General features: G+C 61.3%; 23 protein-coding genes. 14 read left to right on the top strand and 9 right to left on the bottom strand.

All coding sequences use genetic code 11. The annotated features are described in order from the left end of the window. Genes AB8A27_RS04280 through AB8A27_RS04270 form a run of 3 tightly spaced genes read left to right on the top strand, consistent with a single transcriptional unit; the run spans position 1 to position 3,442 of the window. Positions 1-978: an ABC transporter permease gene (locus AB8A27_RS04280; RefSeq protein WP_092149384.1), complete on the top strand. Its 978-nt coding sequence runs from the start codon at positions 1-3 to the stop codon at positions 976-978. 2 nt (positions 979-980) lie between these two features. After that, the gene (locus AB8A27_RS04275; RefSeq protein ID WP_441240838.1) at positions 981-1,811 is read left to right on the top strand and encodes an ABC transporter permease; all 831 of its coding nucleotides are present in this window, start codon (positions 981-983) and stop codon (positions 1,809-1,811) included. Further along, positions 1,808-3,442, top strand: coding sequence for an ABC transporter ATP-binding protein (locus AB8A27_RS04270; protein ID WP_441240837.1), 1,635 nt, complete (start codon positions 1,808-1,810; stop codon positions 3,440-3,442). Before AB8A27_RS04275 ends, AB8A27_RS04270 begins: the two co-directional genes overlap by 4 nt. A 154-nt stretch (positions 3,443-3,596) precedes the next feature. On the opposite strand, the gene AB8A27_RS04265 is transcribed toward AB8A27_RS04270, so the two are convergent. Further along, positions 3,597-4,898, bottom strand: coding sequence for an NAD(P)/FAD-dependent oxidoreductase (locus tag AB8A27_RS04265; RefSeq protein ID WP_441244822.1), 1,302 nt, complete (start codon positions 4,896-4,898; stop codon positions 3,597-3,599). Between the two features lie 123 nt (positions 4,899-5,021). On the opposite strand from AB8A27_RS04265, the gene AB8A27_RS04260 reads away from it, so the two are divergent. After that, complete coding sequence (locus tag AB8A27_RS04260; RefSeq protein ID WP_441240836.1) at positions 5,022-5,879, top strand: VOC family protein; 858 nt, start codon at positions 5,022-5,024, stop codon at positions 5,877-5,879. Between the two features lie 160 nt (positions 5,880-6,039). Here the strand turns inward: AB8A27_RS04260 and AB8A27_RS04255 are convergent, their stop codons facing one another. The 5 genes from AB8A27_RS04255 to AB8A27_RS04235 form a co-directional block, all read right to left on the bottom strand. Continuing rightward, entirely contained in the window at positions 6,040-7,425 is a 1,386-nt protein-coding gene (locus tag AB8A27_RS04255; protein WP_441240835.1) for a M20 family metallopeptidase, read from the bottom strand. A 1-nt stretch (position 7,426) separates the two neighbouring features. After that, complete coding sequence (locus tag AB8A27_RS04250) at positions 7,427-8,770, bottom strand: aspartate aminotransferase family protein (protein WP_441240834.1); 1,344 nt, start codon at positions 8,768-8,770, stop codon at positions 7,427-7,429. Between the two features lie 41 nt (positions 8,771-8,811). Beyond that, entirely contained in the window at positions 8,812-9,810 is a 999-nt protein-coding gene (locus tag AB8A27_RS04245; protein ID WP_441240833.1) for a phosphotransferase, read from the bottom strand. A 346-nt stretch (positions 9,811-10,156) separates the two neighbouring features. Next, the gene (locus AB8A27_RS04240; RefSeq protein ID WP_441240832.1) at positions 10,157-10,396 is read right to left on the bottom strand and encodes a hypothetical protein; all 240 of its coding nucleotides are present in this window, start codon (positions 10,394-10,396) and stop codon (positions 10,157-10,159) included. 306 nt (positions 10,397-10,702) lie between these two features. Beyond that, positions 10,703-11,038, bottom strand: a complete 336-nt coding sequence (locus AB8A27_RS04235; RefSeq protein ID WP_441240831.1) for a hypothetical protein — start codon at positions 11,036-11,038, stop codon at positions 10,703-10,705. Positions 11,039-11,219: 181 nt separating this feature from the next. Between AB8A27_RS04235 and AB8A27_RS04230 the strand changes: the two genes are divergently transcribed. Further along, positions 11,220-11,681: a hypothetical protein gene (locus tag AB8A27_RS04230; RefSeq protein ID WP_441240830.1), complete on the top strand. Its 462-nt coding sequence runs from the start codon at positions 11,220-11,222 to the stop codon at positions 11,679-11,681. Between the two features lie 110 nt (positions 11,682-11,791). Here AB8A27_RS04230 and AB8A27_RS04225 read toward each other — a convergent pair whose 3' ends face one another. From AB8A27_RS04225 to AB8A27_RS04215, 3 genes are all read right to left on the bottom strand, one after another. After that, positions 11,792-13,111 (bottom strand): UDP-glucose dehydrogenase family protein, encoded by a 1,320-nt coding sequence (locus AB8A27_RS04225; protein WP_441240829.1) that lies wholly within the window; start codon positions 13,109-13,111, stop codon positions 11,792-11,794. Positions 13,112-13,182: 71 nt separating this feature from the next. Beyond that, positions 13,183-13,974, bottom strand: a complete 792-nt coding sequence (locus AB8A27_RS04220; protein WP_441240828.1) for an FkbM family methyltransferase — start codon at positions 13,972-13,974, stop codon at positions 13,183-13,185. A gap of 126 nt (positions 13,975-14,100) precedes the next feature. Then, positions 14,101-14,868, bottom strand: coding sequence for a sugar transferase (locus AB8A27_RS04215; protein ID WP_441240827.1), 768 nt, complete (start codon positions 14,866-14,868; stop codon positions 14,101-14,103). Positions 14,869-15,244: 376 nt separating this feature from the next. Between AB8A27_RS04215 and AB8A27_RS04210 the strand changes: the two genes are divergently transcribed. The 9 genes from AB8A27_RS04210 to AB8A27_RS04170 all read left to right on the top strand — a co-directional run bounded on the left by AB8A27_RS04210 (position 15,245) and on the right by AB8A27_RS04170 (position 25,898). Then, positions 15,245-15,589 carry a hypothetical protein gene (locus tag AB8A27_RS04210; protein ID WP_441240826.1) on the top strand — a complete coding sequence of 115 codons (345 nt, stop codon included), beginning with the start codon at positions 15,245-15,247 and terminating at the stop codon, positions 15,587-15,589. Between the two features lie 94 nt (positions 15,590-15,683). After that, positions 15,684-16,412, top strand: coding sequence for a metallophosphoesterase family protein (locus tag AB8A27_RS04205; protein WP_441244821.1), 729 nt, complete (start codon positions 15,684-15,686; stop codon positions 16,410-16,412). Between the two features lie 149 nt (positions 16,413-16,561). Then, a complete protein-coding gene (locus tag AB8A27_RS04200) occupies positions 16,562-17,143 on the top strand; it encodes a polysaccharide biosynthesis/export family protein (protein WP_441240825.1) in 582 nt (193 codons plus the stop codon). 308 nt (positions 17,144-17,451) lie between these two features. Further along, positions 17,452-18,876, top strand: coding sequence for an outer membrane beta-barrel protein (locus AB8A27_RS04195; RefSeq protein WP_441240824.1), 1,425 nt, complete (start codon positions 17,452-17,454; stop codon positions 18,874-18,876). Continuing rightward, entirely contained in the window at positions 18,857-21,169 is a 2,313-nt protein-coding gene (locus AB8A27_RS04190; protein WP_441240823.1) for a GumC family protein, read from the top strand. Before AB8A27_RS04195 ends, AB8A27_RS04190 begins: the two co-directional genes overlap by 20 nt. Beyond that, positions 21,166-22,587, top strand: coding sequence for a VpsF family polysaccharide biosynthesis protein (locus tag AB8A27_RS04185; RefSeq protein WP_441240822.1), 1,422 nt, complete (start codon positions 21,166-21,168; stop codon positions 22,585-22,587). The genes AB8A27_RS04190 and AB8A27_RS04185 overlap by 4 nt, the downstream gene beginning before the upstream one ends. Then, a complete protein-coding gene (locus AB8A27_RS04180; protein WP_441240821.1) occupies positions 22,584-23,666 on the top strand; it encodes a glycosyltransferase family 4 protein in 1,083 nt (360 codons plus the stop codon). Before AB8A27_RS04185 ends, AB8A27_RS04180 begins: the two co-directional genes overlap by 4 nt. Before the next feature lie 68 nt (positions 23,667-23,734). Then, positions 23,735-24,841 carry an acyltransferase family protein gene (locus tag AB8A27_RS04175; protein WP_441240820.1) on the top strand — a complete coding sequence of 369 codons (1,107 nt, stop codon included), beginning with the start codon at positions 23,735-23,737 and terminating at the stop codon, positions 24,839-24,841. 25 nt (positions 24,842-24,866) lie between these two features. Beyond that, positions 24,867-25,898 carry an acyltransferase family protein gene (locus tag AB8A27_RS04170; protein ID WP_441240819.1) on the top strand — a complete coding sequence of 344 codons (1,032 nt, stop codon included), beginning with the start codon at positions 24,867-24,869 and terminating at the stop codon, positions 25,896-25,898. Positions 25,899-25,900 lie beyond the last annotated feature (2 nt).

The raw sequence follows: 25,900 nt of genomic DNA, 5'->3' as shown, positions 1-25,900 counted from the left end.
ATGCGCATCCTGAGCCTTGCGGGGCGGCGGCTCGCCGCCTCGATACCAACACTATTCCTGATCCTGATCGGCGTGTTCCTGCTGCTGCAATTCGCACCGGGAGACACCGTCGACGCCATGATGGCGCAGATGGGCGGCGGCGATGCCGCAACCGCGCGCGAGCTGCGCAAGTTCTACGGGCTCGACCTCTCGATCCCGATGCAGCTCGGCAACTATCTGTGGCGGCTGATCCGCCTCGATCTCGGTTTCTCCTCGATCTATGGCAAACCGGTGGCCACCGTGATCATCGAACGGCTACCGCCGACGATCCTGTTGATGACGGCGTCGCTGTCCTTTGCGTTCTTCTTCGGCCTGCTGCTCGGCGTCATCGCCGCGCGCGGCGTCAACAAGTGGCCGGATACGCTGATCTCCACGCTCGGCCTCGTCTTCTACGCCACCCCGTCATTCTGGTTCGGACTGATGGCCATCGTGGTGTTCTCGATCTATCTGCAGTGGCTGCCGGCCGGCGGCTTCGAGGATATCGGCGCCGTACAGAGCGGCTTTGGCCGCACCATCGACATCGCGCAGCATCTGATCCTGCCGACGTTGACGCTGGGCCTGATCTTCCTCGCCATTTATCTGCGCATCATGCGCGCCTCCATGCTGGAAGTGCTCAATCTCGATTTCGTGCGCACCGCGCGCGCCAAGGGGCTCGACGAGACTCGCGTGGTGGCCAAGCATGTGCTGCGCAATGCGCTGCTGCCGATGGTGACGCTGATCGGTCTGCAGGCCGGCACCATGCTGGGCGGCTCGGTCGTGGTGGAGAGCGTGTTCTCTCTGCCTGGCCTCGGGCGTCTCGCTTATGAGTCTGTCGTGCAGCGCGATCTCAACACGCTGCTCGGCATCGTCTTCGTCTCGGCGTTGCTGGTGATATTGGTCAATTTCCTTGTCGACCTTCTCTATGCGCGGCTCGATCCGCGCATCCAGGCGGAGGGCTGACGATGGACGCCGTGAAACGCTATTTCCGCAGTCCGGCCGCCGTAGTTGGCCTGTTGCTGCTGCTGGTGGTCATCGTGATGGCCATATCGGCGAGCTGGCTCTATCCGCGCGATCCGCTGGCGCTGGCCGGGCGGCCGCTGATCTGGCCATTCTCCAATCCGCGCTTTCTGCTCGGCACCGATAATTCCGGCCGCGACATCGCCGCGCAGATTTTCTACGGCGCGCGTATCTCGCTGTTGATCGGCGGCGTGGCCACCCTGATCGCGGTCGTCATCGGCGTGCTGATCGGGGCGTTCGCCGGCTTCTATGGCGGCAAGGTCGACACCATCCTGATGCGCATCACCGAAGCGTTCCAGACGCTGCCGAATTTCGTGCTGCTGCTGGTGCTGGTCGCGGTGTTCGGCTCGACCATCACGACGGTGACTATTGCGGTCGGCATCGTCTCGTGGCCCGCGCCCGCGCGATTGACGCGCGCGGAGTTCATGTCGCTGCGCAGCCGTGAATTCGTCCAGGCTGGACGCACGCTCGGCATGAAAGATATTCAGCTGATCCTTGGCGAGATCCTGCCCAATGCGCTACCGCCGGTGATCGTCTATGCCAGCGTGGTGATGGCGCTGTCGATCCTGCTGGAAAGCGCCCTCGCCTTCCTGCGCCTCTCCGATCCGAATGTCGCATCATGGGGCAATCTCATCGGCCTCGGCCGCGACGTGCTGCGCGTGCAGTGGTACGTCTCCGCGATCCCCGGCATCGCGATCCTGCTCACCGTGCTGTCAGTGTCGCTGGTCGGCCAGGGCCTCAACGATGCACTCAATCCGAGGCTGAAGAGCCGATGAGCGCCGTGGACAATCCGATCCTCACCATCGACGGCCTCAGCGTGAAGCTGCCGAAAGGCGCCGACCGCTCGCATGCGCTGAACGGCGTCTCGCTGGCAATTGCTGCCAACGAGATCGTCTGCGTGGTCGGCGAATCCGGCTCCGGCAAGTCTGTCATGGCCAATGCCATCATGCGGCTTCTGCCGGGCGAAGTTGCCATCGATGGCGGCCGCGTGCTGTTCGAGGGCAAGGACCTCGCCAGCGCCAGCAATGCCGAGATGCGCAAGGTGCGCGGCGCCGGCATCGCGATGATCTTCCAGGAGCCGATGACGGCGCTCAATCCGCTGCGCACCATCGGCGACCAGATCGGCGAGATGTTCGAGATCCACACCGAACTTTCGAAGAAGGAGATCAAGGCGCGCGTGCAGGCGCTGCTTGCCGACGTGCACATTCCCGATCCCGCGCAGGCGGCGCGCGCCTATCCGCACGAACTCTCCGGCGGCCAGCGCCAGCGCGCCATGATCGCCATGGCGCTGGCGCTCGATCCGCGCCTGCTGATCGCGGATGAGCCGACCACTGCGCTCGACGTCACCACGCAGGCGCAGATCCTCAAGCTGATCAGGGAATTGCAGAGCCGCCGGAATACCGCGGTGCTGTTCATCACCCACGATTTCGGCGTGGTCGCCGAGATCGCCGACAGGGTCGTGGTGATGCAGCACGGCAATGTGGTCGAACAGGGCACCGTGAAGGATGTGCTGACGAATCCGCAGCATCCCTATACGCAGCAGCTCATCGCCGCCGTGCCACCGCTGACGGCGCCGCCGCCGCGTGCGCTCTCGGATGACATCATCCTCGATCTCGCCGGTGTCTCGAAGACCTATCGCAATGGCGGCTTTCTCGGTCGCGGCGTACGCGTGACGCATGCGGTGAAATCCGTCTCGCTGAAACTGCCGCGCGGTGCAACGCTGGGCATTGTCGGCGAATCCGGCTCCGGCAAATCGACGCTGGCCCGCTGCATCATCAGGCTGATCGATCCCGATGGAGGATCAATCCTACTGGAAGGCAAGGACTGGGCGAAGCTTACGCGCGATGAGGTGCGCCGCGAGACCCAACATATCCAGATGGTGTTTCAAGATCCGTTCGCCTCGCTCAACCCGCGCCGCAAGGCCGGCGAGCTCGTGGCGCAGGGCCCGATCGTCCATGGCACGCCACGCGCAGACGCCATGGCGCAGGCAAAGGAACTGTTCCGGCTGGTGGGCCTTGATCCCTCGGCCATCGACCGTTTCCCGCATGAATTCTCCGGCGGCCAGCGTCAGCGTATCGGCCTTGCGCGTGCGCTCGCGCTGAAGCCCGATGTGCTGGTGGCGGATGAAGCCGTCTCCGCGCTCGACGTCTCGGTGCAGGCGCAGGTGCTGAAGATGCTGCACGAGCTGCGCGAGCGGCTCGGGCTCTCCATCGTCTTCATCACGCATGATCTGCGCGTCGCCGCGCAGATCTGCGATCTGGTGGCCGTGATGAAGGACGGCGAAGTCGTCGAGCATGGATTGGCCGGCGAGGTGTTCGGCAATCCGCAGCATGCTTATACGCAGGCGCTGCTGGCCTCGATCCCCGGCGGCGATTTTGCGCGGAGCAGAGCGCCTGTGACGGTATAGATTCTATTGAGGTGAAAGCTCTCGATGTCGTCCCCGCGAAGGCGGGGACCCATAACCACGGTCGGCGTAATAGAAGTGGCAGAGTTACGGCGATCTTTTTCTGATTTGATCTATAGTGTGTATGGGTCCCCGCCTTCGCGGGGACGACTTGAGATCAAATTTCCCTCGCGTCCCTGCGCCGATAGACCAGCAACATGAAGGGGGCGAGCAGGCGCATCAGTCCATGGGCCGCGATCGGCACCGGCTCGGAGAATGGCAGTGCCAGTTCGCTCTCCGGCACGCCGCGGACCACCTTCGCAAATTCATCGCCAAGCGCCACCGACAGCGCGACACCGCGGCCGTTGCAGCCGGTCCAACCATAGGCATTGGGCCCGAGTCTGTGCATGCGCGGCAGGAAGTCGGTGGTCATGCCCACATAGCCGTTCCAGACATAGTCGAACTGGACATCGCCGATCTGCGGCCACAGCCGCTTCAAGCGTTCGGTCACCATCACTTTCAGCCGCTCCGTCTTGTCACCGAGACCGACCACATTGCCGCCGGTAACCAGGCGGTTGCGCGCATCGTAACGCGCGAAATACAATTCGCCATGGGTGTCGGACATGGACTGACGGCCGGGAATGATGGTCTTGCGCGCCTCGTCTGACAGTGGCTGTGTCGCCATCTGCCAGGACAGCACCGGCATCACTTCACTGGCGATGCCGGGCGAGAGCTGCTTCGAGAATTCGCCGGTATAGGCATTGGTGGCAACGACCAGACTGCGCGCGCTGATCTCGCCGGCTTTCGTCTTGACGATCCAGCGATCACCCTTGCGCTCATAGCTCTCCACCGGCGAGCGCGCATAGATGCGGCCGCCCTGCTCCAGCACCACGCGCGCGAGACCGCGCGCCAGCGCCAGCGGATTGATGTGGCCGCCGGTCCTGTTCCAGAAGCCGCCGAACCACGCATCCGATCCGAGCAGCCCGCGCATCTGCTCACGCGACAGCAACTCCACCGGCGCGCCATGTTTGGACCACTGCCGCACGCGGCGCTCGGCGATCTTGATACGGCCCGGCGAATGTACCGGCTGGATCCAGCCATTCTGCTCGGCTTCAGCCTGGATCTGATAGCGGCGCGTGAGATCGAACAGGATCGAGGCGCTGTCACGGATCAGCCCGACAAGGCGCTCACCGGCTGCGCCATAGCGCTTGATGATGTCTTCGGGATCAGGCCGCGACAGCGTCGGGATCACCTGACCGTTGTTGCGCCCGGACGCACCCCAGCCGGGCTCCATGGCTTCGACAACCGCGACATCCACGCCGGCCTCGCGCAGATGCAGCGCCGTCGAGAGCCCCGTGAAGCCGCCGCCGATGACGACGACATCGGCTTCGACAGCCCCCTTCAGCTCGGGCAATTCCGGACCCGAAGGCGTGACGCCGGCCCAGAGCGACTTCGGCCAGGGCACATTTGCGGTATCCATCATCACGCCTTTCTGCAGCATCAATCATGTATTGCGCCGCGCAACCGAACATAACCGTTCTCTTGCGGCACCCTGTCATTCTGCATAGTTTACGCACCTGATCCATTGCAAGGTAATGAGCACGTGACGCTGAAAAACATCGTTGGAATCGACCACGCCGTGGTCGTCGTCAAGGACCTCGACGCCGCCGCCGCGAACTGGAAGTCGCTCGGCTTTACGGTGTCGCCGCGCGGCACCCACAGCGCCAAGATGGGCTCCGGCAATTACACCATGATGCTCGGCCCGGACTATGTGGAGCTGCTCGGCGTGCTCAACGAGACCGAGCACAATGCGCCGACGCGGGCGTTTCTCGCCAAGCGCGGCGACGGCATCGAGCGCATCGCCTTCACCACCACCGACGCCACTGTCGGCGCCGAGGAAATCCGCGCACGCGGCTACACGCCGATCGGCCCGACCGATTTCGAGCGTCCGGTGACGATGCCCGACGGCACTTTGAGCGCGGCGAAATTCGCCACCTATCAGTGGCCCTATGAGGAAGCCCCCGGCGGCCTCCGCATCTTCGCCTGCCAGCACAAGACCCGCGAGACCGTCTGGATTCCCGAGCTGCAGGTGCATGCCAATACGGCCAAGCGCCTGAAGAAGGTATTCATCGTCACGCCGGAGCCGGAGAAGGACGCGGCGCACATGGCGAAGCTGATCGACGACGCGGTGAAGACAGAGACCGACGGCGCCGTGACCGTGCCATCGGGCGGCGACCGCGCGGACTTTGTATTCGTCACCAAGGACGTGCTTGCGAAACACTTCCCTGGCACATCGCTCGCCGGCATTCCCGACCGCGGCGGCATTTCACTGGTGTTCGGCGTGGCAGATGTGGCAGCGGCCGAGAAAGCCGTGGGTTCGGCAGGCACGCGCAGCGACGTCGGCGTTGTCGTGCCGCCGAGCAAGGGTAACGGCGTGCTGCTGGCGTTTGTGAAGGATTGATCTTGCTTACCTCGCCCCGCTTGCGGGGCGAGGTCGACTTTCACTTGCGCGAGCAAGTGGAAGTTGGGTGAGGGGGAGCCAGTGTTTCACTCGCTGGCTCCCCCTCACCCGTCGCGGACTTCGTCCGCGCCACCCTCTCCCCGCAAGCGGGGCGAGGGACTTACGGCGCCCGGCTCTTCACTTCACCCAGATCCCAGAACAACCCCGCCATGATGTTCAGCGCCTGTTCCGTCACCGGCAGAAGAATGTGCTCATCGGGCGCATGCTGCGAGCAGCCGGGATAGGAATGCGGCACCCACACGGTGGGCAGGCCGAGAATATCCGTGAACACGTCATTCGGCAGCGAGCCGCCGAAATTCGGCAGCAGCGCCGGCGCGCTGCCCGTGGTCTTGCGCACGGACTCAACGGCCCAGCCGACCCATGGATTGTCGATATCGGTGCGCGAGGCCGAGAAATATTGCGACTGGCTCACCTTGATATCAGCGAAGCCGCTTTCAGCGAGATGCTTCTGAATAGCCGGTACGACATTTTCGATATCGGTGCCGACCACGAAGCGCAGTTGCAGCACCGCGCTCGCTTTGCCGGGAATGGCATTGGCGGGATTGTTGATATTGCCGGCATTGATCGCCAGCACTTCCAGCGTATTCCAGGCATAGAGCCGTTCCGCCGGCGACAGACCGTCTTCGCCCCAATTCTCCGACAAAGCGGGTTCGTCCGCAGACGGCGCCACGATCACGTCAGCCAGCGCTGCGCGCACCTGATTGGAGATGCGCGGCGGCTTCAATGCATCGAGCAGGATGCGACCATTTTTGTCGACCAGCGTTGCGATCGCCGAAGCGAGAATCGTCGCGGGATTGGCGAGCAGCCCGCCCCAATTGCCCGAATGATGCGCGCCGTCGCGCAGCTCGATATCGAGATGAATGCGCCGGCCACCACGGCAGCCGAGAAAGATTGTCGGACGCTCGGCGGAGAGACGCGGCCCGTCGGAGGCGAGAAACAGATCGGCCTTCAGCGCATCGCGATGGGCTTCGCAGACCTTCGGCAAATCGGGCGAGCCAATCTCCTCACCCATCTCGATGATGAACTTCGCATTGAAGCCGAGCTTGCCGCCGCGCGCCTCGTGCACGGCGCGGAGTGCGGCGATGTTGATGGCGTGCTGGCCCTTGTTGTCGGCTGTGCCACGGCCATAGACGCGCTCCCCCGATGTCGTGCAGCGCCACGGATCGAGACCATCGCGCCACTCGCCTTCCATGCCGGGAACGACGTCGCCATGGCCATACATCAGCACGGTCGGCAGATCGTCGCTCTCATGATAGGTCGCGAGCAGATTGGGCCCGCGTCCCGATGGCGACGGGATGATCTCCGTCGTGAAGCCGAGCGCCGTAAAGGTCGGCGTCAGTTCCTGTTCGAGATAGGCGCGCAGATCCTCGGCGCGTCTGTCGCTCTGGCTTTCGGTCTTGTAGCTCACCATGCGATCGAGCATGGCGAGGAAGTCGCCCGAGGTGAACTGCGCGTTGACCCGCGCGATGGCATCCGCCCGCGTCATATCAGAGCGACGCCATCACGGCTTCGGCCTCGGTGAGGAGGCGATCGGCGTTCGCTTCGGTGAAGACCAGCGGCGGACGAACCTTCAGCACATTGGCATGAGGGCCTGTCGCCGAGATCAGCACGCGACGCGCGCGAAGACCGTTGACCACGGCCGATGCAGCGGCGGCATCCGGCTCCTTGGTGCTGCGATCCTTCACGAGTTCCACACCCACATAGAGGCCCGAGCCACGGACATCACCGATCTGCTCATATTTCTTCGCCAGCGCGTGGAAGCCATCGCGCAGGATCTTGCCGGTGCGGAGCGAATTCTCCACGAGCTTCTCGTCGCGAATGACGTTCAGCACGGCCTGTGCGGCCGCCATAGCGACGGTGTTGCCACCGAACGTGTTGAAGTAGCGGTTGTCACGTCCGAATTTCTCGACAATCTCCGGCAGCATCACGGCGGCAGCAACCGGATAGCCATTGCCCATCGGCTTGCCCATGGTGATGATATCCGGCGTGATGCCATGACGCTGATAGCCCCACAGTTTCTCGCCGCTGCGGCCGAAGCCGGATTGCACTTCGTCGGCGATGAACACACCGCCGGCCTTGTGCACGACATCGAGCACCGGCTTCAGTACATCCGTCGGATGCGAGAAGATGCCATCGGACGAGAACATCGAATCCGCGATGAAGGCGGCAACACCGGCGCCGCGGCGCTGCAGGTCGACGATCTGGATCTGGACCTGCTCGGCCATCCAGGCGCCGATCTTCTCCGGCGCGATGCGATAGGAATCCGGCGCAGGCACGCGGCGCACATAGGTGCCGAGCGGCGAATACGGCCCGAGCGACGGCGAGAAGCCCGCGGTCAGCTCCGAATTGCCGTGATAGGCCTCCTCGGTGATGATGATGCCCTGATTGCCGGTGTGATGCTTGGCCATACGGACGGCGAGATCGTTCGCTTCTGAGCCGGTGCAGGTGAACATCGCATGGCGCTTCGGCCCGTCGAACGTGCCGAGCAGGTCCTCGGCATAATCGAGAATGCCCTTCTGGATGTAGCGCGTATGGGTGCAGATGGTCTGCGCCTGCTGCGTGATCGCATCGACCACGCGCGGATGGCAGTGGCCGACCGACACCACGTTATTATAGGCGTCGAGATATTCGTTGCCCTCTGAATCATAGAGCAGCACGCCCTTGGCGCGCGCGACCTCGACGGGGTTGCTGTAGAACAGCCGATAGGCCGGGCCGAGCAGTTCGCTGCGGCGCGTGACGAGCTTGCGGCTTTCCTCGGTGAGGCCGGTTGCCGTAGCGGGGTCGAAGCCGTTGACCATCTTGCCGCGCTGGGCGCTGGTGGTTGCGGTCATGTTCTTGTTTCCTCTGGAAGCGGGGTCGGGTGTGGCGAAGATTATCTGGCGAAGTCCATCAACTGATCGGAGATCTCGTCCATCGAGCGGGCGATGAACCAGTCCATCTGCACCCAAGTCTGCTCATTGTTGCGCAGGACATAGGCGGCGACGGATGGCACCCGGTTGGCCATGGCCGTGGACAGCAGCAGGCGCGTCGCCAGACGGGAGAAGATCAGATGCGGAATGAGGCTGAGTTCTTCCGCGGTCAGATCGGCGATGGACAGATAGCCTTTGAGCAAATCGCGGCCGTCGGCAAACACATCGCCGTCCATCACGACCGGCAACTGGTTGAGCATCGCCGTCGAGGCATCGATCGCGATCGCGGTACGGACCGTATCGCCGAAATCGATGATGCCGCTGACGAAACCCGGCAGCGACGCATCGACGACGACATTGGAGCGGGTGAAATCATTATGCAGCACCTGCGTGCGGCATTGTTTAAGTCGGCCTTCGATGGCGGCGAAACGCTCCAGCGCCGCCTCGACCTTGCGCCGCTGGCCGGCATCGGTGATCTCAGCGAGCAGATCGCGCAGGGTCAGCAGGTTCTTGACGTCCCATGCGACGGTGCGGGAATCCGACGGATGGCTGAAATCCGCCAGTGCGAGGCGGAGCAGCGCCAGCAATTTGCCGATTTCGGCCCTGCCCGACGCCGTCGACGGCACCTCGCTCAAAGGCTGACCTTCGAGATAGGACATCATCCGCACCTGGCGGTTCTGGCCGGCGCGATCGAGATAATTGAAATGCCGCTCGCCCTTGTCGTTGGGGATGACGCGCGGCACCGGCAGATCGGGCGCACGCGCCGCGACGTGATCGAGAACCTGCACTTGAAGATCAATCTCGGGAATGTCCTCGACCGGATTCGCAACCTTGAGGATAAAGCGCGGCCCGCTCGCCGGCGCGATCCTGAAGGTGTCGTCCTTCTCGGTGGCAAAGCGTGTCGGGCGGCCTTCGATGCCGAACCGTTCGCGGGCGAGATCGACGGCCTCGGCGTCCGTCATATTTATATACGATGCCGCGAGTCCGCCCTGCATTGCACCCGGACGCGCGGAAGGCTCAAATGTCACCTGAACTGATCCATCTCGATTCGGAACCCGGCACGTCACGGCCGGTACGCGCGACCATAGCAACGCAGTTCCCGCTTGTCAGGACGTCCGCGCGGATGCGGGCATTTTCGATGAATTAAGCCCGCATTTTCTGCCTTTGCTGCCCATTTGGGCATGGATGCCACGGAAACCACATCGCACGCGCGCGGGGGCGATCCGCTGGACGCCATCGATCACGCCTATGGCATGGGCCACCTGCGATGTAGCAGCCACCGGCGTAAGCGCCGTTGCGGTGACTTGGCTATTTGCCTTTGATGGCACCGGGGCCGCGAACGTCGCTGATCGGCACGCAGCTTTTCTTGCGACGCTGGTTGTTCGGCGCGCCTTGCACCTTCAGCACCTTGCCCGGCGAACACGAGCCGTTATCGACGAACACGGTCGAATACGGGTCCATCATCAGAGGTTCGAAGGAGAGAAATTTTTGGGCGAAACACGGCTGGGCGACGGCCGTCAGGAACAGTCCGAGTAGAATAGTACGCACGACGATTATCTCACATAGATGACGAGACCGCCGATCATCACCAGGGCCGCGATAGCTAGGATATGGGCGCATGCGATCGAAACCGCCTCGACGGCGGAACCGACCTTCTGCCTGAGCTTCGACTCCTTGCATCGGAGCATAGGCATGCGAGACGCCACTTGCGCCTTCAAACGAGAGTCAGTCAATGAGCAGTCCCCAAATGCCGGCGCAAGATGTGTCCCACTTTGCCGACTGGTAAAGAGTTGCGGTCAAATGAGGCGACAGTGAGTCAGGGTAACAGCCGACAATGATCGCCGGGTTTGCAGGCTAGTTGGATTCCATGATCCATGCCCTGCCCGCCTGCGCGACGGACGGCGCCACGTCACGGCCGCAGAACTCCGCAGCGCGCTCGAATTGTTCCTGAATTTCCGCTGTTACCACACCATTCGCGGCGTCGAGTTCCCGCAGCGAGAAGGTCGATGTGAAGGTTCCGGCAAAACAGCTGCAGAACTTTTTGGAATCGCTCGAAGGTTTGTTCGGCCGCTTGCGAAAGTGGTTCGAACAGCTTGTTTCCAGATTGTTCGCCATCTGATCGATTTCGTTCGCATAGGCTGGCGATGCGATGACCGTGGCGAGTGCCAATGCAAATGCAGTCTGTTTCATGGTGTCATCATAACCTTGGTACTCCAGCAACGCATCGTCACTCTCTCGTCATCTTCAGGTTCCCCGCAGAAAGCTGTTGCTCACGCGCCTGTGTTCGGTATTGCGACATTCTGGGTTGAATTGTCGCAATTGTGACGGTTGAACGAATGAGTCCCATTGGCGATGGTCGCGAATGGGACGGATGCTGAAACTGATTCTGATTTTGGCGATCTGCGGTCTGAGTGCCGCATTGTCAGCTTATTCGATCGGTTCTCTGATACTCGACGATCTCGGCATTTCCAGCAGACATGTCAGGTCGATAGCGCTACACTGTGCGGGATTGATTGCGCTGTTGCTTGCGCTCGAATTCCTGAGCACCAACTGGACCACACCGTTGCAGGATAACGGTATGCCCCATGGGGAATCCTTCATGCAGAAGATCACTCCGCATAAGGTAACAACGGCCGACATCGTTTTCTCCGTCGGCCGCGGCCTCGTGATGGCCGCAGCCATCATCGGCGCCACTTATTTTCTCGGAAGCTGGTATTTCGGCGGAAGCGACCTCGACTCGATCTATCAAACCGAAAGCTATGGCGACGCTTCAGCAACGCCGCGCATCGAACATGCGACCGCGCCCGGCACAACGGAAGAAGCGACGCAGTAAATTACTGCGCCCTTCCCCGCCTTCGCGCTTTTTCTTTAATGGAGCCTGATCTCTCGACAAACGAATTCGTTTGTCGGTGAAAACCGGCATCCACTTTCCGGGATCGTGCTCTAATAGGCCACCGCTTGCGGCCGCCCGACGCCGCTATAGAGAAAACCGTTCCGCGTCACTTCATCCGGCGAATAGATGTTGCGGAGATCGATGATCACCGGACAAGCCATGATCGCTGACATCTCCTTCAGGTCGAGCGCGCGGAACTGCTCCCATTCGGTGACGATGACCATGGCGTGACAGCCGCGGGCACATTCATAGGGCCCTTCGCAAAAGGTGACGTTTTCAAACACCTTCTTCGCCTGCTCCATGCCCACGGGATCGTAGACCCGCACCTCTGCGCCCATATCCTGCAGCGCCGTGATCAACGGGATCGACGGTGCGTCGCGCATGTCATCGGTGTTGGGCTTGAAGGTCACGCCGAGAATGGCGATGGACTTGCCGCGCAGATTGCCGCCGAAGGCCTGCGCCACTTTGCGCGCCATCGCGCGCTTGCGCTGGTCGTTGACGGCCACCACCGTCTCGACGATGCGCAAAGGCGCCTCGTGATCCTGGCCGGTCTTGATCAGCGCCAGCGTGTCCTTCGGAAAACACGAGCCGCCATAGCCTGGCCCGGCATGCAGGAACTTCAGGCCGATCCGGTTGTCGAGACCGATCCCCCGCGCAACTTCCTGCACATTGGCGCCGACCTTTTCGGCGAGATCGGCGATCTCGTTGATGAAGGCGACCTTGGTCGCCAGGAACGAGTTGGCGGCGTATTTGGTCAATTCGGCCGTACGGCGATCCGTATACATGATCGGCGACGAGTTGAGATGCAGCGGCCGGTAGACTTCCGCCATGACGTCCTTGGCACGCTGGTCGCTGGAACCGATGACAATACGGTCGGGATGCTTGAAGTCTCTGATCGCAGCGCCTTCGCGCAGAAATTCCGGATTCGACACGACAGCGAATTCGGCATTCGGATTCTCTTCGCGGATGATGCGCTCGACCTCGTCACCGGAGCCGACCGGAACCGTGGATTTGTTGACCACCACGGTGAACTTCTTGATGGCCTTCGCGATCTCGCGTGCAGCCGCATAGACATAAGACAGATCCGCGTGCCCGTCACCGCGCCGCGACGGCGTGCCGACGGCAATGAAGACCACTTCCGCGGAACCGACAGCGGATGCGACGTCGGTGACGAATTTCAGCCGCCCCTGCTTTGCATTGCTTGCCACCAGCGCATCGAGGCCAGGCTCATGGATCGGGATCTCACCCTTGTTCAGCGCATCGATCTTCCCCTGATCGGTATCGACGCAGGTAACGTGATGGCCGAAGTCCGAGAAACACGCCCCCGACACCAGCCCCACATAGCCAGCGCCAATCATGGCAATTCGCATTGCATGTCCTGTCTTGCAAACAGTCCGCGGTCAGAACGACCCGGACATCCCCCGAGAATTCCGCATGCGCCTCAGCTGTTGAGGATCAACTCGCCGTCGAGATGCTGCGGAAAGAAAAAGAAGTTGTTGACGTAAGCTTGCCCGGGTTTGCGGCCACCATTGGGCAGCAGCGCATCGGCGTCCTGCATTTCCCCAGCGTTGAAATGATCTATGGAGATCACCTCGTCGTCCTGAAGGAAGAATCCACGATAGGATTTGTCGCGAAAGAAATCGAACACCGAGCGCGTCGCCTCGGCGCGGTGGCGATCCTCTGCCTCGACAAGGAAGACCGGCTGGCACCGATCGATCAGACCGACGGCACCATGCAGGACGCTCAACTCGTGTCCCTCGACGTCCACCTTCACGAAGGACACGTCATCGCGTACGACACCATCGAGGCGCGCCAGCGGAACATGCGCCGTGACCAATTGCTTCACCGACGGCTCATATTGCTGTTCGAGCGAGGCCCGTCCGTAGACAAGTCCATCTTCGCCTTGCGGCGTGTAGAGCTCGGCATCGCCCTCATGATCCGATAGGGCAACTTCGTGAATGCGGACATTGGACGCGGAGGTGCGCCGGAGCAGATCGGCCATCTCATGCGACGGCTCGAACGCATGGACCTGACCGGACAGCCGCGCCAGTTGCTGGGTGTAGAGACCGCAATTGGCGCCGACATCCACCGTGACAGCGCCTTGCGGCACGATCTTGTCGAGATAGGCCAGTTCACGCTCCGCCGATTTGGGGCGCTTCATGAAGCGCCAGCGCAGATACATCGACGGGAAGGCATCTTTCAGGAGCTGCTTGGTCCGTTGCGTCGCAGTCATGGTTGTCACCCTTCGTTCGAGGCTGGTTTCAAGACAAAAAAATCCGGAGCGCCGGACGGTGGTCCGCCGACGCGATATCTGCAATCTGTGGTGTGATCGATGCCGCCGCTCAATCGGTCGTCGGCATCAGAAGGCATTACCGGAGAGGAACTCGCGCCGAACGGTCTGCACGATGATCATGATGTCCATCCGCATCGACCATTTCTCGATGTAATCGAGATCGTAATCGATCCGCGAGATCGCCCGCGGCGCCTCGACCGTGCTGCCACGACAGCCACTCACCTGAGCCAGGCCGGTGATCCCCGGGCGGGCGCTATGACGCGTAAAGTAATATGGCACGAGGTCTTCATAGAGCACGTTGGCGGCCAGCATGCCCGGTACATGGGGCCGCGGTCCAACCAGCGACATGTCGCCCTTGAGCACGTTGATGAGCTGCGGAATTTCGTCGAGGCTGGTCTTGCGCAGCAATTTTCCGATCCGCGTCACGCGGGTATCGCCTTCGACCGTCTGCTGAATGCCGCGCTTGTCGCCGGCATCGGTGCGCATGGAACGGAACTTGTAGATCTTGAAGAACCGGTTCCGATACCCGTAGCGATGCTGCGTGAAGAACACCGGCCCCGGCGAAGTCGCCTTGATGATGACCGCGATGGCGATCAGCAACGGCGCCAGGAACAACAACGCCGACCCTGCGGCGGCGATGTCGAATAGTCGCTTGGCAATCGAATCCGCTGGCTCGCACCGGGCGACCTGGTTCGTCCGACGGCTCCGATAGGCGCTGTTGCGATAGGACCCGTGCCCGGCAAACTCGACGGGCCGCACCGAAATGAACTGCCGCTCCTTCCAGAGCGGCGTCACCTTATTGCGATCAAAACCAACTGAAACTGTAGAGGCCATGCTCTCGCTCCCTGCTGGAACTTTGGTGCGCGACGATCGAAATGAAGCATGCCGATGTGGCAGGCATGCGAACTCAGAACCCTTCCTTCCGACAAACTTCGCAAATGCGAAACCATGTTCATCGACCAGCAAGAACCTTCATCCCTGAAGATTTCTTAACTCTGCGAACGAATTGGGGCGGCAAAACGGTATTGGCGTGTAAGATTACGCGGTCGCAATATTGATACAATTGTGCGGCGCGCAAAATTCTTTGCGCACGGAAGCGCTTAGATAGTTTTGTGTGTTTGCTGCGCTGCATCCCGCTCACGGCAGCCATGCAAAATAATTACGCTACGCAAATCGACGAATTGCATCGCGTCGCTGCGAGATCGGGTGCATGATCTCCGCACTTAACAAATCGACACCAAGCGGCAATCGATTCGAGCTTGATTTTTCACTCGGTACTAAAGCGCACCCATTATGTTGCGCACTGAGAATGCTCACTCCGCCAGATACTGCCGGCATCGCCATGGTTGCTCGACGAACACCTCAGATGAATACAGGGGACATTTCATTTCCCTCGCGTGTGATCGTCGTGGATACGGCGGTGCTCCCCGCTGTGGATAGCTCGAGCAGCGATGGGCGTAACGCATCTGGCCGCAAACTGCGAAATAGACTTCTTCTTCTCAATGCGGCCGTCTGGGTCGCTGTGATCGTCGCGGCGCGTATCCTTTTCTTCTGAGCTCATCGCTATCCCCAAAGCTTTATGAGTCCCAAGGCGTTGCGCGGCCGATTGAAATTGACCGCGACGGTTCCCTGATCGTAGTTTGCGCGAAATGCCGCGCTCCCTCTCCAGGTCAGGTTCGAACAAGGCGGCACTGCCGCCCGATACGCGTATCTATGCCATCGGTGACATTCACGGACGCGCCGACCTGCTGCAGGAAACCATCGCGCGTATTGATGAGGACATCCAACGTCGCCCGATCGCCTATGCGGCGGAGGTTTATATCGGCGATTACATCGATCGTGGCGCGGATTCGAAAGGTGTGATCGATTTGCTGGCAGTCCGCATGGTTCATAACCACGCAATCTGCCTACGCGGCAATCACGAAGCCATCATGGAAGACTTCCTGGAGGATGCCAGCGCGCTCGAGCACTGGCGACAACTGGGCGGACTTCAGACTCTCGCGTCTTATGGCGTTTCTCCATCGCGCACGGCAACGGCGAGCGACGTGCAGCGCGCCTTTCATGCCGCATTCCCTCCGGCACACGACGCTTTTTTGCGTTGTCTGCGGAACAATATCAGATGCGGTGACTTTTTATTTGTTCACGCGGGCATTCGTCCCAATGTACCGCTGTCGTCTCAGGATCCGCATGATCTGATGTGGATCAGGGACGAGTTTCTGGATTCAAAGCGCGATCATGGCGTCTATGTGGTGCACGGGCACACGCCGGTTCCACATGCGGATATTAGAGACAACCGTGTGAATATTGACACAGGTGCGTGGCGCAGCGGCATTCTCACATGCATCGCCATCGAAGGCACAGAGATTCTGGTTCTCTAAGGAGACACTAGTACGCAATCTGCGCACTCTCTGAGTATGCCACATTTTTTCGCCGCTTTTTGCCGGACACTCTCGCGCAATTGTCGTCTGCATCAATTGTCATCGAATTGATGCAGACGATCACAATTGTATTGTGTTGGGGGTCTAACATGCTGCTTGCGAACAAATGTGCCGGGGTCTTGATAGTGCCGGTGCTCTCACTTTTTCTGACTGCCGTCGCTCCGTCGATCGCGCTCGCGCAGGACCAGCGGGGCTCTGCAGCCTCACCGTCTGGCACGTATCTTCTTGGGCCAACGGACCGCGTTCGTCTGAAGGTCTATGGCGAAGGTGATATCACCGGCGAATATGAGGTCGACAGCAACGGATTCGTATCGATTCCACTTGCGGGCCACGTGAAGGCCGCCGGCCTCACCACACGGCAACTTGAAAAGAATATCACGTCCGCTTTGGCCAAGGGAATCGTACGGGATCCGCGTGTGAATGTTGAAATCGCGCTATATCGCCCGTTCTACATCCTCGGCGAAGTGAAGAAGAGCGGCGAGTATCCCTACCGGACGGGCCTGACTGTGATGGATGCCGTCGCGACTGCTGGCGGGTTCACCTACCGCGCCAATGAGAACAAAGTGTATTTGCGTCGATCGGGTGCCACCGTCGAAGAGATCTATGCTCTCGATTCACCCGTGCTGATATTTCCCGGCGACAATGTTCGTGTCCCGGAACGATACTTCTGAACTCATCATTTTTGATTTTGTCTGATGTGTAGTGACCGACGCGCGCCTTCATGTCGCGCGTCGCCATAGTCTCGACTTTTTGCGATGCGTATTCTTGTGCAGTGCGACGAACTTTACTTCGCACTTCGCATTGTGGGCAGCAAAGAGAAAGACGTTTCATCAGACGAGTGTTGAGTGCGCTAGTGGGGGCGCGACATTCATCACGGACTTGCTGAGTTTGTAAGCTCCGGGATGAATTTCTAAGCGGCAATCAAGTCTCGAGACAATTCGATCGCGGAGGAATGCAAATCCTTCGCAAGGGATGAGTGATGAAATGTACGTTTGCGTCAGCAGGATCGGATGCGATCAGCGAAGGATCGGAAGGGCTGCGGCCGATTCCTTCCACGCGCCGCGTTCTCCGTATCGCGCCATGGCCGGTCACGGCGATTCTGCTCGGTATTGCATCACCCGCCAACGCCCAGGCCATCCCGGCAACCAGCGACGAGCTCGCGCCACCCTGGAATTCGCAGCGGATTTTCGAACCAACTGCGCTACCCGATCTTGTCGACCGGGATAACCGCGAAGAGGTAGCGCCCGAGGACATGCCGGTGAAAAAGCGACAGCAACCTGGTTATGAACCCGTCGGCATCCGCCAGGGATCCTGGATGTTCAATCCGTCGCTGATGACGGGCGCACTCTATGACAGCAATGTGTTTGCCTCGAACACCCAGAAGCGCGGCGACGTCGCGGCGGTGATCGAGCCAAGCCTGCGTGCTCACACGCTGTGGGAACAACACGGCATCGACATCAAGCTCAATTCACGAACCACGGCCTATAATGAAAATTCGAGTCTCGACCAGACCGATGTAAGCCTGAAGGGCGCCGGCTGGATCGATATCGCCAATGACTTGGTCGTGCTGGGCAGTTTCCAGATCGCGCATCTCAACGAGGGCGTGGGATCGCTGAGCTCGCCTGCCAATGCCATCACGCCCACACCTTATAATCTGTTGTCTGGTGACCTCACCGTCCGCAAGGAATTCAACCGGCTGGCGACATCGATCGGCGCACGGGTCGATTCGTACGATTATGGTACGGCGCGCGCGCAGGATGGCAGCCTGATTGACCAGAGCAGCCGTGACGGCCAGATCTATGCAATTCATGGCCGCGTCGATTATGCATTCTCGCCGGTGCTTGGCTGGTTCGGCGGCGTCGAAGGCAACCAGCGCAATATCCGCGGCGTGCCCGGCCAGACGCTGGACTCCACCGGCTATCGCGCTTTGTCCGGCTTGACCGTCGGTTTCGGCAATCTGATCCGCGGTGAATTTGGCGGCGGCTATGTCGAGCAGCGCTTCGACAATCCTCTGATCGGCACCGTCGACGGGCCATCCTATCGCGCCAAGCTCACTTGGAGCCCGACGCGGTTGATGGACATCCACGTCAAGGCCGAACAACTGGTCACGCAGACATCCGATACGAGTTCGACCGGCGTGCTGGCCAATGCCGTGCAGCTGGGCGTCGATTACGAACTGCGTCGCAACGTCATCCTGTCGCTGGCGGGCGCCTATGAGATCGACCGTTTCTTCGGCCAGGCGCGCAAGGACCGCGTGACCACGACCAATGCCAGCGTGAAGTATCTGATGAATCGCTTCAGCGCGATCTCGGCCTATCACCGCTACACATCGCGCGACAGCGATATACCCACCTTCAGCTACGACAAACACCAGGTAGGGCTCAATGTTACAGCGCAGTTTTGACCAGCCTTATCCGGCGGCACCAGAGCCGGTTCCGACCGCCGTTGCCGGTTGGCAGGCGCCGACCGTCGATCTCCGGGAAATGGCGCGCATCCTGCGCCGGCGCTGGCGCGCGGTCGTGCTGCCCGCCGCCGTGCTCGGCGGCATCGCGCTCGCTTATGTGCTGACGGCCACCACACTTTATACTGCGAACTCCACCGTGCTGGTCGATCCCCGGCGCGCCAATGTGGTCGAGACCAATCAATCGGTGCTCACCAATTTCGGCACGGATGATGCGACCATCGAGAGCCAGACGCTGCTGATCCAGTCGCTCGCGATTCTGCAGCGTGTGGTCGACAAGTTGAAGCTGACGCAGGATCCCGAGTTCATGCCGAAGCCCGGCCTGCTCGATCCGATCCGCAACCTGTTCCGCAGCAGCGGCCCGGTGGATGGCGTGAGCCCCGAAGATGCCGCCCGGGCATACTCTATATATTTGCTCCAGCGCCGCATGAAGGTGACACGGCAAGGCACCACGTTCCTGGTCGACATCGCCGTCAGCTCGGAATCGCCGCAGAAAGCCGCGACCATCGCCAATGCGGTGGCCGACGCCTATTTCGAGGAACAGGTCCGCGCCAAATACGACGCGACCCGTATCGCGGCGAAATGGCTGGGCAGCCAGATCGACGCGCTGAAGAACCGCGTCGTGGCCTCGGAACAGGCGGTGGCGGATTATCGCTCCGCCAACAATCTGGCCGTCTCGCAGGGCGTGACGGTCAACGACCAGCAGATCACCGATCTCAACAACAAGCTGATCGCCGCTCGCGTACAGACCGCCGAGGCGCGCGCCAAGTTCGATCAGGTGCAGCAACTGGCGAAGACCGGCGGCGATGCCGGCGGGCTCAATGCGGCCGTCTCCTCGGAAATGGTGACCAAGCTGCGCGCGCAATATGCCGATATCGCCAAGAACGAAGCCGACCTGACCAGCAAATACGGTCCGCGCCATCCGCAGGTGGCCAATGTGCGGGCGCAGCTCAGGGACACGCAGCGGCTGATCAACGAGGAAATCGCGCGCATCGTGCAGAGCACGACGCATGATTATGACGTCGCGAAATCCCGCGAGGCCTCGCTGCAGGACAGTTTCGACAAGCTGCAGGGCGTGTCCAGCACGTCCGGTCAGGCCGTGGTCCGGTTGCATGAGCTGCAGCGCGAGGCCGAAGCCAATCGCACGCTCTATGAGGCATATCTGGCGCGCTCAAAGGAAACGACGGCGCAGGAAAGTCTGGAGATGCCGGACTCCCGCATCGTCAGTTCAGCCAGCATTCCGCTGAAGCCATCGGCGCCGAAGACAGCCCTCATCCTCGGTTTGGCCATCCTGCTCGGCCTCGGCGGTGGCGCCGTGCTGGCATTCCTGACCGACTATCTCGACGGACGGATCAAGACGCTGGAACAGGCCGAAGAGATTTCGGGCGTGCCCGCTCTGGCAGCCTTGCCATCGATCAGCAGCCGCGAACTCGCCGGGCGCGCCAAACGCGGCCGCACCGAACTCGGCAATTACGATCCACGCACCATGCGGCTGCTGCCGGCTGCATTGCAGCCTCCGCTGATGCGTTATGCCATCGAGGAGCCCGGCACATTCTTCGCCGAAGCGATCCGTGCCGTGCGTCTGGCGATCCAGCGTGCGCGCAAGATCGATACGGTTAAGGTGGTGCTGGTGACGTCGGGCCTCGAAAGTGAAGGCAAGACGACCTTCGCCGGCAATCTCGCTTTGTCCTTCGCCACGCTGGGCATCAAGACGCTGCTGATCGATGGCGATCTGCGCAATCCCGGCCTGACCCGCGCCGTCAGCCCGCACGCCGATGCCGGCCTGCTGCAGGTGGCGCTCGGCGAGACGTCGCTGGAACATGCGATCTTGCACGATCGCAGCACCGGCCTCTCGATCCTGCCCTCCCCTGCCATCAAGGACGTCGATGCCATCACCGAGCTGATGTTCTCCGAGCAGATGGTCGACATCCTTGACCGGCTGAAGTCGCATTATGAACTGATCATCATCGACTCGCCGCCGCTGATTCCGCTGGTCGACGGCCGCGCGCTGGCCGAACTCGCCGACCGCATCCTGCTGGCGATGGCCTGGGACCAGACGCCGCGCGAGGTCGTCGCCCACACGATGGAGCTGCTCGCCCCGGTGCATGATCGCATCCTCGGCACCGTGCTGACCCAGGTCGATCTCAGCAAGATCCGCTTCTACGATTATTATCGCAGTTCGGCCTATCTGAAGCCCTATGGCGTCGCCGCCGCCAATGCGGGAGCTGCGCGTTGACATTGGCCCGGACCGCGCCGCTCAGGCTGCATCGCAACGGCGCCATTGCCGCTGCGGGCCCGCGCGCACGCGTTCCGCAACGACGTCAGATCGTCAATGCCACTCAGCTCATCAATTTTATGATCATGTGCGTCCTGCTGGGCGCCGTCATCGCGATCTTCACGCTGTCCGGCGGCGTTCTGACCAATCTCAAGATTCACTATCTGACACCCGGCGGCAATTTTCTGGAGAAGCTGCATCCCGGCACCTATGCGACTTTCATCGCGACGCTGCTGCTGTTGATGCGCGACGGTGATCCGATCGGCGAGATCAACCGTGCCTTCACGGACGCCAAGCTTTTGCTGGTGCATCTGTTCTGCTGGTTCGTCCTGCTGATCCAGATGTTCGTGCTGGAACGTCCGTTCACAGTCATCATCGACACGTTCCTGCTGCCGGTCCTGCTGTGCCTGCTGATCTGGCGGCTGACGCCGGCGCAGCGGCGTCCGCTGGTTTGGGCCATCCATGCGACGCTGCTGCTCAACATCCTGATTGGCTATTACGAATATTTTTCCGGCCATCGCATCATTCCACTGACGCTCGGCAGCGTGCTGGTGGTCGGTGAATGGCGCTCGGCTGCGCTGCTCGGCCATCCGCTCACGGCCTCGGGCATCGTCGGCGCCTATATCATGGCACTGGTGCTGCGACCGGCCATCTGCCCGCCGATCATGATCCGCGTGCCCCTGATCGCCTTCAGTCTGGGCTCGCTGATGGCCTTCGGCGGCCGCACCGCGCTGATGACGGTATTAGTGGTGCTGGCCTGTCTCGCTCTGCTCGAGACGATCCGGCTGATCCGCGGCAAGCGCGTGCCGCTGCTATTTGCGGTTGGCGCACTCTGCTTTCTCTTTGCGGCGGCAGGCGTCGTGTTTGCTGCGCTCAATCTCGGCATCTTCGACAAGATGCTGTTGCGCTTCTCGTCGGACAAAGGCAGTGCCATGGCGCGCTTTGCGACCTTCGACATGCTCAATCATTTCCAGTGGAGCGAATTGATCCTCGGGCCCAATCCGGTTCGCGTGAACGCGCTGCAATCGCAGCTCGGTTTGAATTATGGCATCGAGAATTTCTGGGTGTCCTGCATCGTGCAATTCGGCCTGATCCACACCATCCTGATCACGCTGGGCCTGACCTGCTTCTTCATCGAACTGCTGCGCCGATCCGACCTCGCGGCCTGGGCCATCGTGCTGCTGATCCTGATGATCGCCGCGAGTTCGGTGAGCTTCTCGTCGAAAAACATCCAGCTGGCGCAGCTCGTCCTGCTCATCGCGCTGCTGCTGCCGCGTGAACGGGCACCGACCACCACGCCCCCGCCTTCACTTCACCCGAGGCCGCCGATGGCCGCCCCGCATGTCCGCGCCGTCCCCCGGGATCAGGAGTTTGCATGACTATCTATGTCGATCACACCCATCTCGGACGCCATGTGACCGGACTCGAGCGAATCACGCTGGAGCTGTTCTCGGAGCAGGCGCTGGCCCCGCTCGATGTCGTGCCGATCACCTCGCGCGGCACCGGCCAGATGGTGGCGACGCAGACTTTCGGCCTGCCGATGCGCCTGGCGTCTCCGTCGTCGTTCCTGCTGTGCCCCGGCTTTCCGCCAAGCCCGCTGCTGCGGATGTTTTCATCGCGTGTGCTGCCTTATATGCATGACGACTTCCTGCTGACGCGGCAGGCCGATCTCAATGCCCGCGCGCGACTCTATATGGCGACGCCTTTCAAGATCGCGCTCAAGAACTATCCGCGCTTCCTGACCAATTCGCGCGACACCCAGCGCAAGCTCGCCGAGCATTGCCGCCCGGACGCCGAGATCACGCTGTATCGCCCGCCAGTGCGCAACGTGTTCAAGCTGGAATCCGCCGAACGCGCCGACCGCGAGCCCGAGACGTCGCCGCTGCGCGTCGTGGCCCTCGGGACCGTGGAGCCACGCAAGAATTTCATCGCCGCGGCCAATATCGTACGTGAATTGCGCCAGCACGGTTTTCCCGGCGCCACCCTCGATATCGTTGGCCGCAAAGGCTGGGGCGATGACTGGAAGACGCTGGAACGCATGTCCTGCGTGACCTTGCATGGCTATCAGTCATCCGAGAACGTCGCGCGCATTCTGGGTGAAGCCGATATTTTCCTGTGCACCTCGCATGATGAAGGCCTCGGACTGCCGCTGCTCGAAGCCCAATATGCCGGCCTGCCGATCGTGGCGCCGAATGCGCCCGTCTTCCATGAAGTACTCGGCACATCCGGCATCTTCATCGATCCATCGGACCATGGCACCGCGGCGTCGCAGATCGGCGGGGCCATCGCGGCTTCGCAGTGGCGTCGCCATTATGTTGCGGCAGCCACCGAGAACCTCGCGCGCTGGAACGCGCTAGCGGCGAGCGACCACGACATTGTCATCGACCTGATCGCCGAACTCGCGGGCGGGCAGTTCGCCGGCCGTCGTTCGGCGGCGAAGCCCAACGTCGCGCATTAGAATCGTGACGTCGGCGTGCATGCCGGATCGGGGCCACGTCTAATCCATTCAACAGGGGATATTGCTTCTTGCAGGATATCGACACCAGCACACGACATCTGGACGGGCTGCGCATCGTTGCGGCCAGCGCCGTCGTGATCCTGCATTATTCCGATTACATCAAGGAACTGCCAATTGGTCGCTTCATGGTGGACCACACCTGGCACTTCAATCTGTTCGTCGACCTGTTCTTCGTCATCTCCGGCTTTGTCATTGCCAGCCAGTATCTGACGAAAGTTGGCTCACCCGCCGCGGTCGGCCGCTTCCTGTGGCGGCGCCTCGCGCGGATCTATCCACTGCATCTGGCGACGCTGGCTTTTTATATACTGATCGCACTGGCACTTCATGCGGGCATCGCCAAGACCGACAATCCGGCACGTTATCCGTTCTCGGACTTGCCGGCGCAATTCCTGCTGCTGCACGCCATCGATGGCGACCGGCTGACCTTCAATTTTCCAAGCTGGTCGTTGTCCGCGGAGTTCTTCTGCTACGTGCTGTTTCCGCTGATGGTGCTGACCATCGCGCGGAACAGGACGGTGATTGTGGCCCTCGTCGTGCTGCCGCTGCTGGCCAACAGCATCTATGCCGTTGCCATGGGCACCGAACCCTGGCCTGACTGGATCAACAAGGGGGGCGCCTTCCGCGCCTTGCCTGCCTTCAATCTCGGCATTGCCTGCTGGCTGTTTCGCGACCGGATTGCACGACTTCCGGCGATACCGGGTCTGCTGACCACGGCCCTCGTCCTGTTCCTGATCCTCGGCGCGCAGCTTCCGATCATGGCAGCACTGGCTGTGATCTATTTCATTGCAGTACTCGCCATCCATCACGACCTCTCTAGCCAGACCACCCTGTTCTCGCGGCTTCGCTTTGAGCGCTGGTCGTCGCTGACCTATTCGTCTTACATGCTGCATATTCCGGTCGCGACCATCGTCCTCACCCTGGCGGCACGCTTCCTTGCCCCCGTCATTCCCGGCGGCAAGCTCGCTCTTGTGCCGCTTGCCGTCGCCGTTCTTGCTGCCGCCAGTATTCTGTCCCTGCGTTATTTCGAGACGCCCATGCGGCGCGCTCTCAATGAGGCTTATGATCGCCATTTCAGCACGCGAATTGCCGCGGCGACGGTGCCAAGGCAGACGTGAACTGATGGTGGATGCAACGCAGACAATGTCCGGGACGGCGCGGCCGCTGGCTCAAACGAGAACGGCCAGCCGGGATGCGGCCATCGACAGCATGCGCGGCCTCGCCATTCTGATGGTGATCGGCATCCATTCGCTGCAGCAACCGCTCGATGCATCGTGGAAGACCATGTTCGATGCGGCGCTGCGCCCCTGTGTGCCGATCTTCCTGTTCGCATCCGGCTATCTGACCGCGCTGTCGGGCCGCGTTCCGCTCGGCAAGCGTGTGATGGCCGCATTGATCCCCTACACAATCGCGTTCGTTGCCGCCTATCTCTACATGGCGCTGCAGAACCCGGCGATGGATCACCGCCCGACAACGACGATCGCCCGTTTCGTGCTCGCTTACGTGTTCGTGTATTATTACGTCTTCGTCTATCTCGGTTGTACGCTCATGCTCTGGCTGACCCTGTGGTTCGCCCATCGCGTGCCGTCCCAAACCGATGAGCGGCTGCGCGTCGTCCTGATGCTCGCCCTTGTCTTCGGCCTCATCATCGGCAGCTATCTCGATCCCCTGCTGATGCGGCGCGGGCTGTCCGAAGGGCTGATCGAGGAAGTGCGCATGCGCAATATTCCGTTCTGGTTCAGCTTCGTGGCGCTGGGGATGCTGGTTGGCGGATCTTCGGTGATGCCGGTCCTTCGCCAGATGCGCCTGACACTGACCGCGGCGGCGCTGCTGGCCTATGCGATCTATGCGGCAGTCAGGCTGCTGAACATCGGCGATGCCGCCGACTATGATTCGATGGCGTTCTTCGGCTATGCCGCGGCGCTCTGTATGCTGTTGCTCGCCCTCGGTATCCGCGCGCCGGTCCTGGCCACGCTCGGGTCCGGCAGCTACTTCATCTATCTCTGGCATATTTTCATTGTCATGGCCTTGCGCGATCATGGCGGACTGCGCCAGTTCGGCCCGGTTGCGGGAACATTTCTGATGTATGCGATCACCGTCACCTTGAGCACTGTCGCACTGCTCGCTGTGCAGCGATGGGCGCCGCCGCGCGCGGCCCGCTGGCTCGGAGCCTGACC

The sequence above is a fragment of the Tardiphaga sp. 768_D3_N2_1 genome (genome assembly GCF_052076105.1).
GTDB lineage: Bacteria > Pseudomonadota > Alphaproteobacteria > Rhizobiales > Xanthobacteraceae > Tardiphaga.
Note: the sequence above shows the minus strand (reverse complement) of the source record. Positions and strands in the feature narration are given on the sequence as shown.

What these genes read in the sequence shown, in the direction of transcription:
- AB8A27_RS04170 (WP_441240819.1), top strand. Translation starts at nt 24,867, where the DNA reads ATGTCCGGGACGGCGCGGCCGCTGGCTCAAACGAGAACGGCCAGCCGG.
- AB8A27_RS04180 (WP_441240821.1), top strand. Translation starts at nt 22,584, where the DNA reads ATGACTATCTATGTCGATCACACCCATCTCGGACGCCATGTGACCGGA.
- AB8A27_RS04265 (WP_441244822.1), bottom strand. Translation starts at nt 4,898, where the DNA reads ATGGATACCGCAAATGTGCCCTGGCCGAAGTCGCTCTGGGCCGGCGTC.
- AB8A27_RS04255 (WP_441240835.1), bottom strand. Translation starts at nt 7,425, where the DNA reads ATGACGCGGGCGGATGCCATCGCGCGGGTCAACGCGCAGTTCACCTCG.
- AB8A27_RS04280 (WP_092149384.1), top strand. Translation starts at nt 1, where the DNA reads ATGCGCATCCTGAGCCTTGCGGGGCGGCGGCTCGCCGCCTCGATACCA.
- AB8A27_RS04235 (WP_441240831.1), bottom strand. Translation starts at nt 11,038, where the DNA reads ATGAAACAGACTGCATTTGCATTGGCACTCGCCACGGTCATCGCATCG.
- AB8A27_RS04230 (WP_441240830.1), top strand. Translation starts at nt 11,220, where the DNA reads ATGCTGAAACTGATTCTGATTTTGGCGATCTGCGGTCTGAGTGCCGCA.
- AB8A27_RS04190 (WP_441240823.1), top strand. Translation starts at nt 18,857, where the DNA reads ATGTTACAGCGCAGTTTTGACCAGCCTTATCCGGCGGCACCAGAGCCG.
- AB8A27_RS04270 (WP_441240837.1), top strand. Translation starts at nt 1,808, where the DNA reads ATGAGCGCCGTGGACAATCCGATCCTCACCATCGACGGCCTCAGCGTG.
- AB8A27_RS04245 (WP_441240833.1), bottom strand. Translation starts at nt 9,810, where the DNA reads ATGACGGACGCCGAGGCCGTCGATCTCGCCCGCGAACGGTTCGGCATC.
- AB8A27_RS04205 (WP_441244821.1), top strand. Translation starts at nt 15,684, where the DNA reads ATGCCGCGCTCCCTCTCCAGGTCAGGTTCGAACAAGGCGGCACTGCCG.
- AB8A27_RS04200 (WP_441240825.1), top strand. Translation starts at nt 16,562, where the DNA reads ATGCTGCTTGCGAACAAATGTGCCGGGGTCTTGATAGTGCCGGTGCTC.
- AB8A27_RS04220 (WP_441240828.1), bottom strand. Translation starts at nt 13,974, where the DNA reads ATGACTGCGACGCAACGGACCAAGCAGCTCCTGAAAGATGCCTTCCCG.
- AB8A27_RS04215 (WP_441240827.1), bottom strand. Translation starts at nt 14,868, where the DNA reads ATGGCCTCTACAGTTTCAGTTGGTTTTGATCGCAATAAGGTGACGCCG.
- AB8A27_RS04210 (WP_441240826.1), top strand. Translation starts at nt 15,245, where the DNA reads ATGATCTCCGCACTTAACAAATCGACACCAAGCGGCAATCGATTCGAG.
- AB8A27_RS04195 (WP_441240824.1), top strand. Translation starts at nt 17,452, where the DNA reads ATGAAATGTACGTTTGCGTCAGCAGGATCGGATGCGATCAGCGAAGGA.
- AB8A27_RS04250 (WP_441240834.1), bottom strand. Translation starts at nt 8,770, where the DNA reads ATGACCGCAACCACCAGCGCCCAGCGCGGCAAGATGGTCAACGGCTTC.
- AB8A27_RS04275 (WP_441240838.1), top strand. Translation starts at nt 981, where the DNA reads ATGGACGCCGTGAAACGCTATTTCCGCAGTCCGGCCGCCGTAGTTGGC.
- AB8A27_RS04225 (WP_441240829.1), bottom strand. Translation starts at nt 13,111, where the DNA reads ATGCGAATTGCCATGATTGGCGCTGGCTATGTGGGGCTGGTGTCGGGG.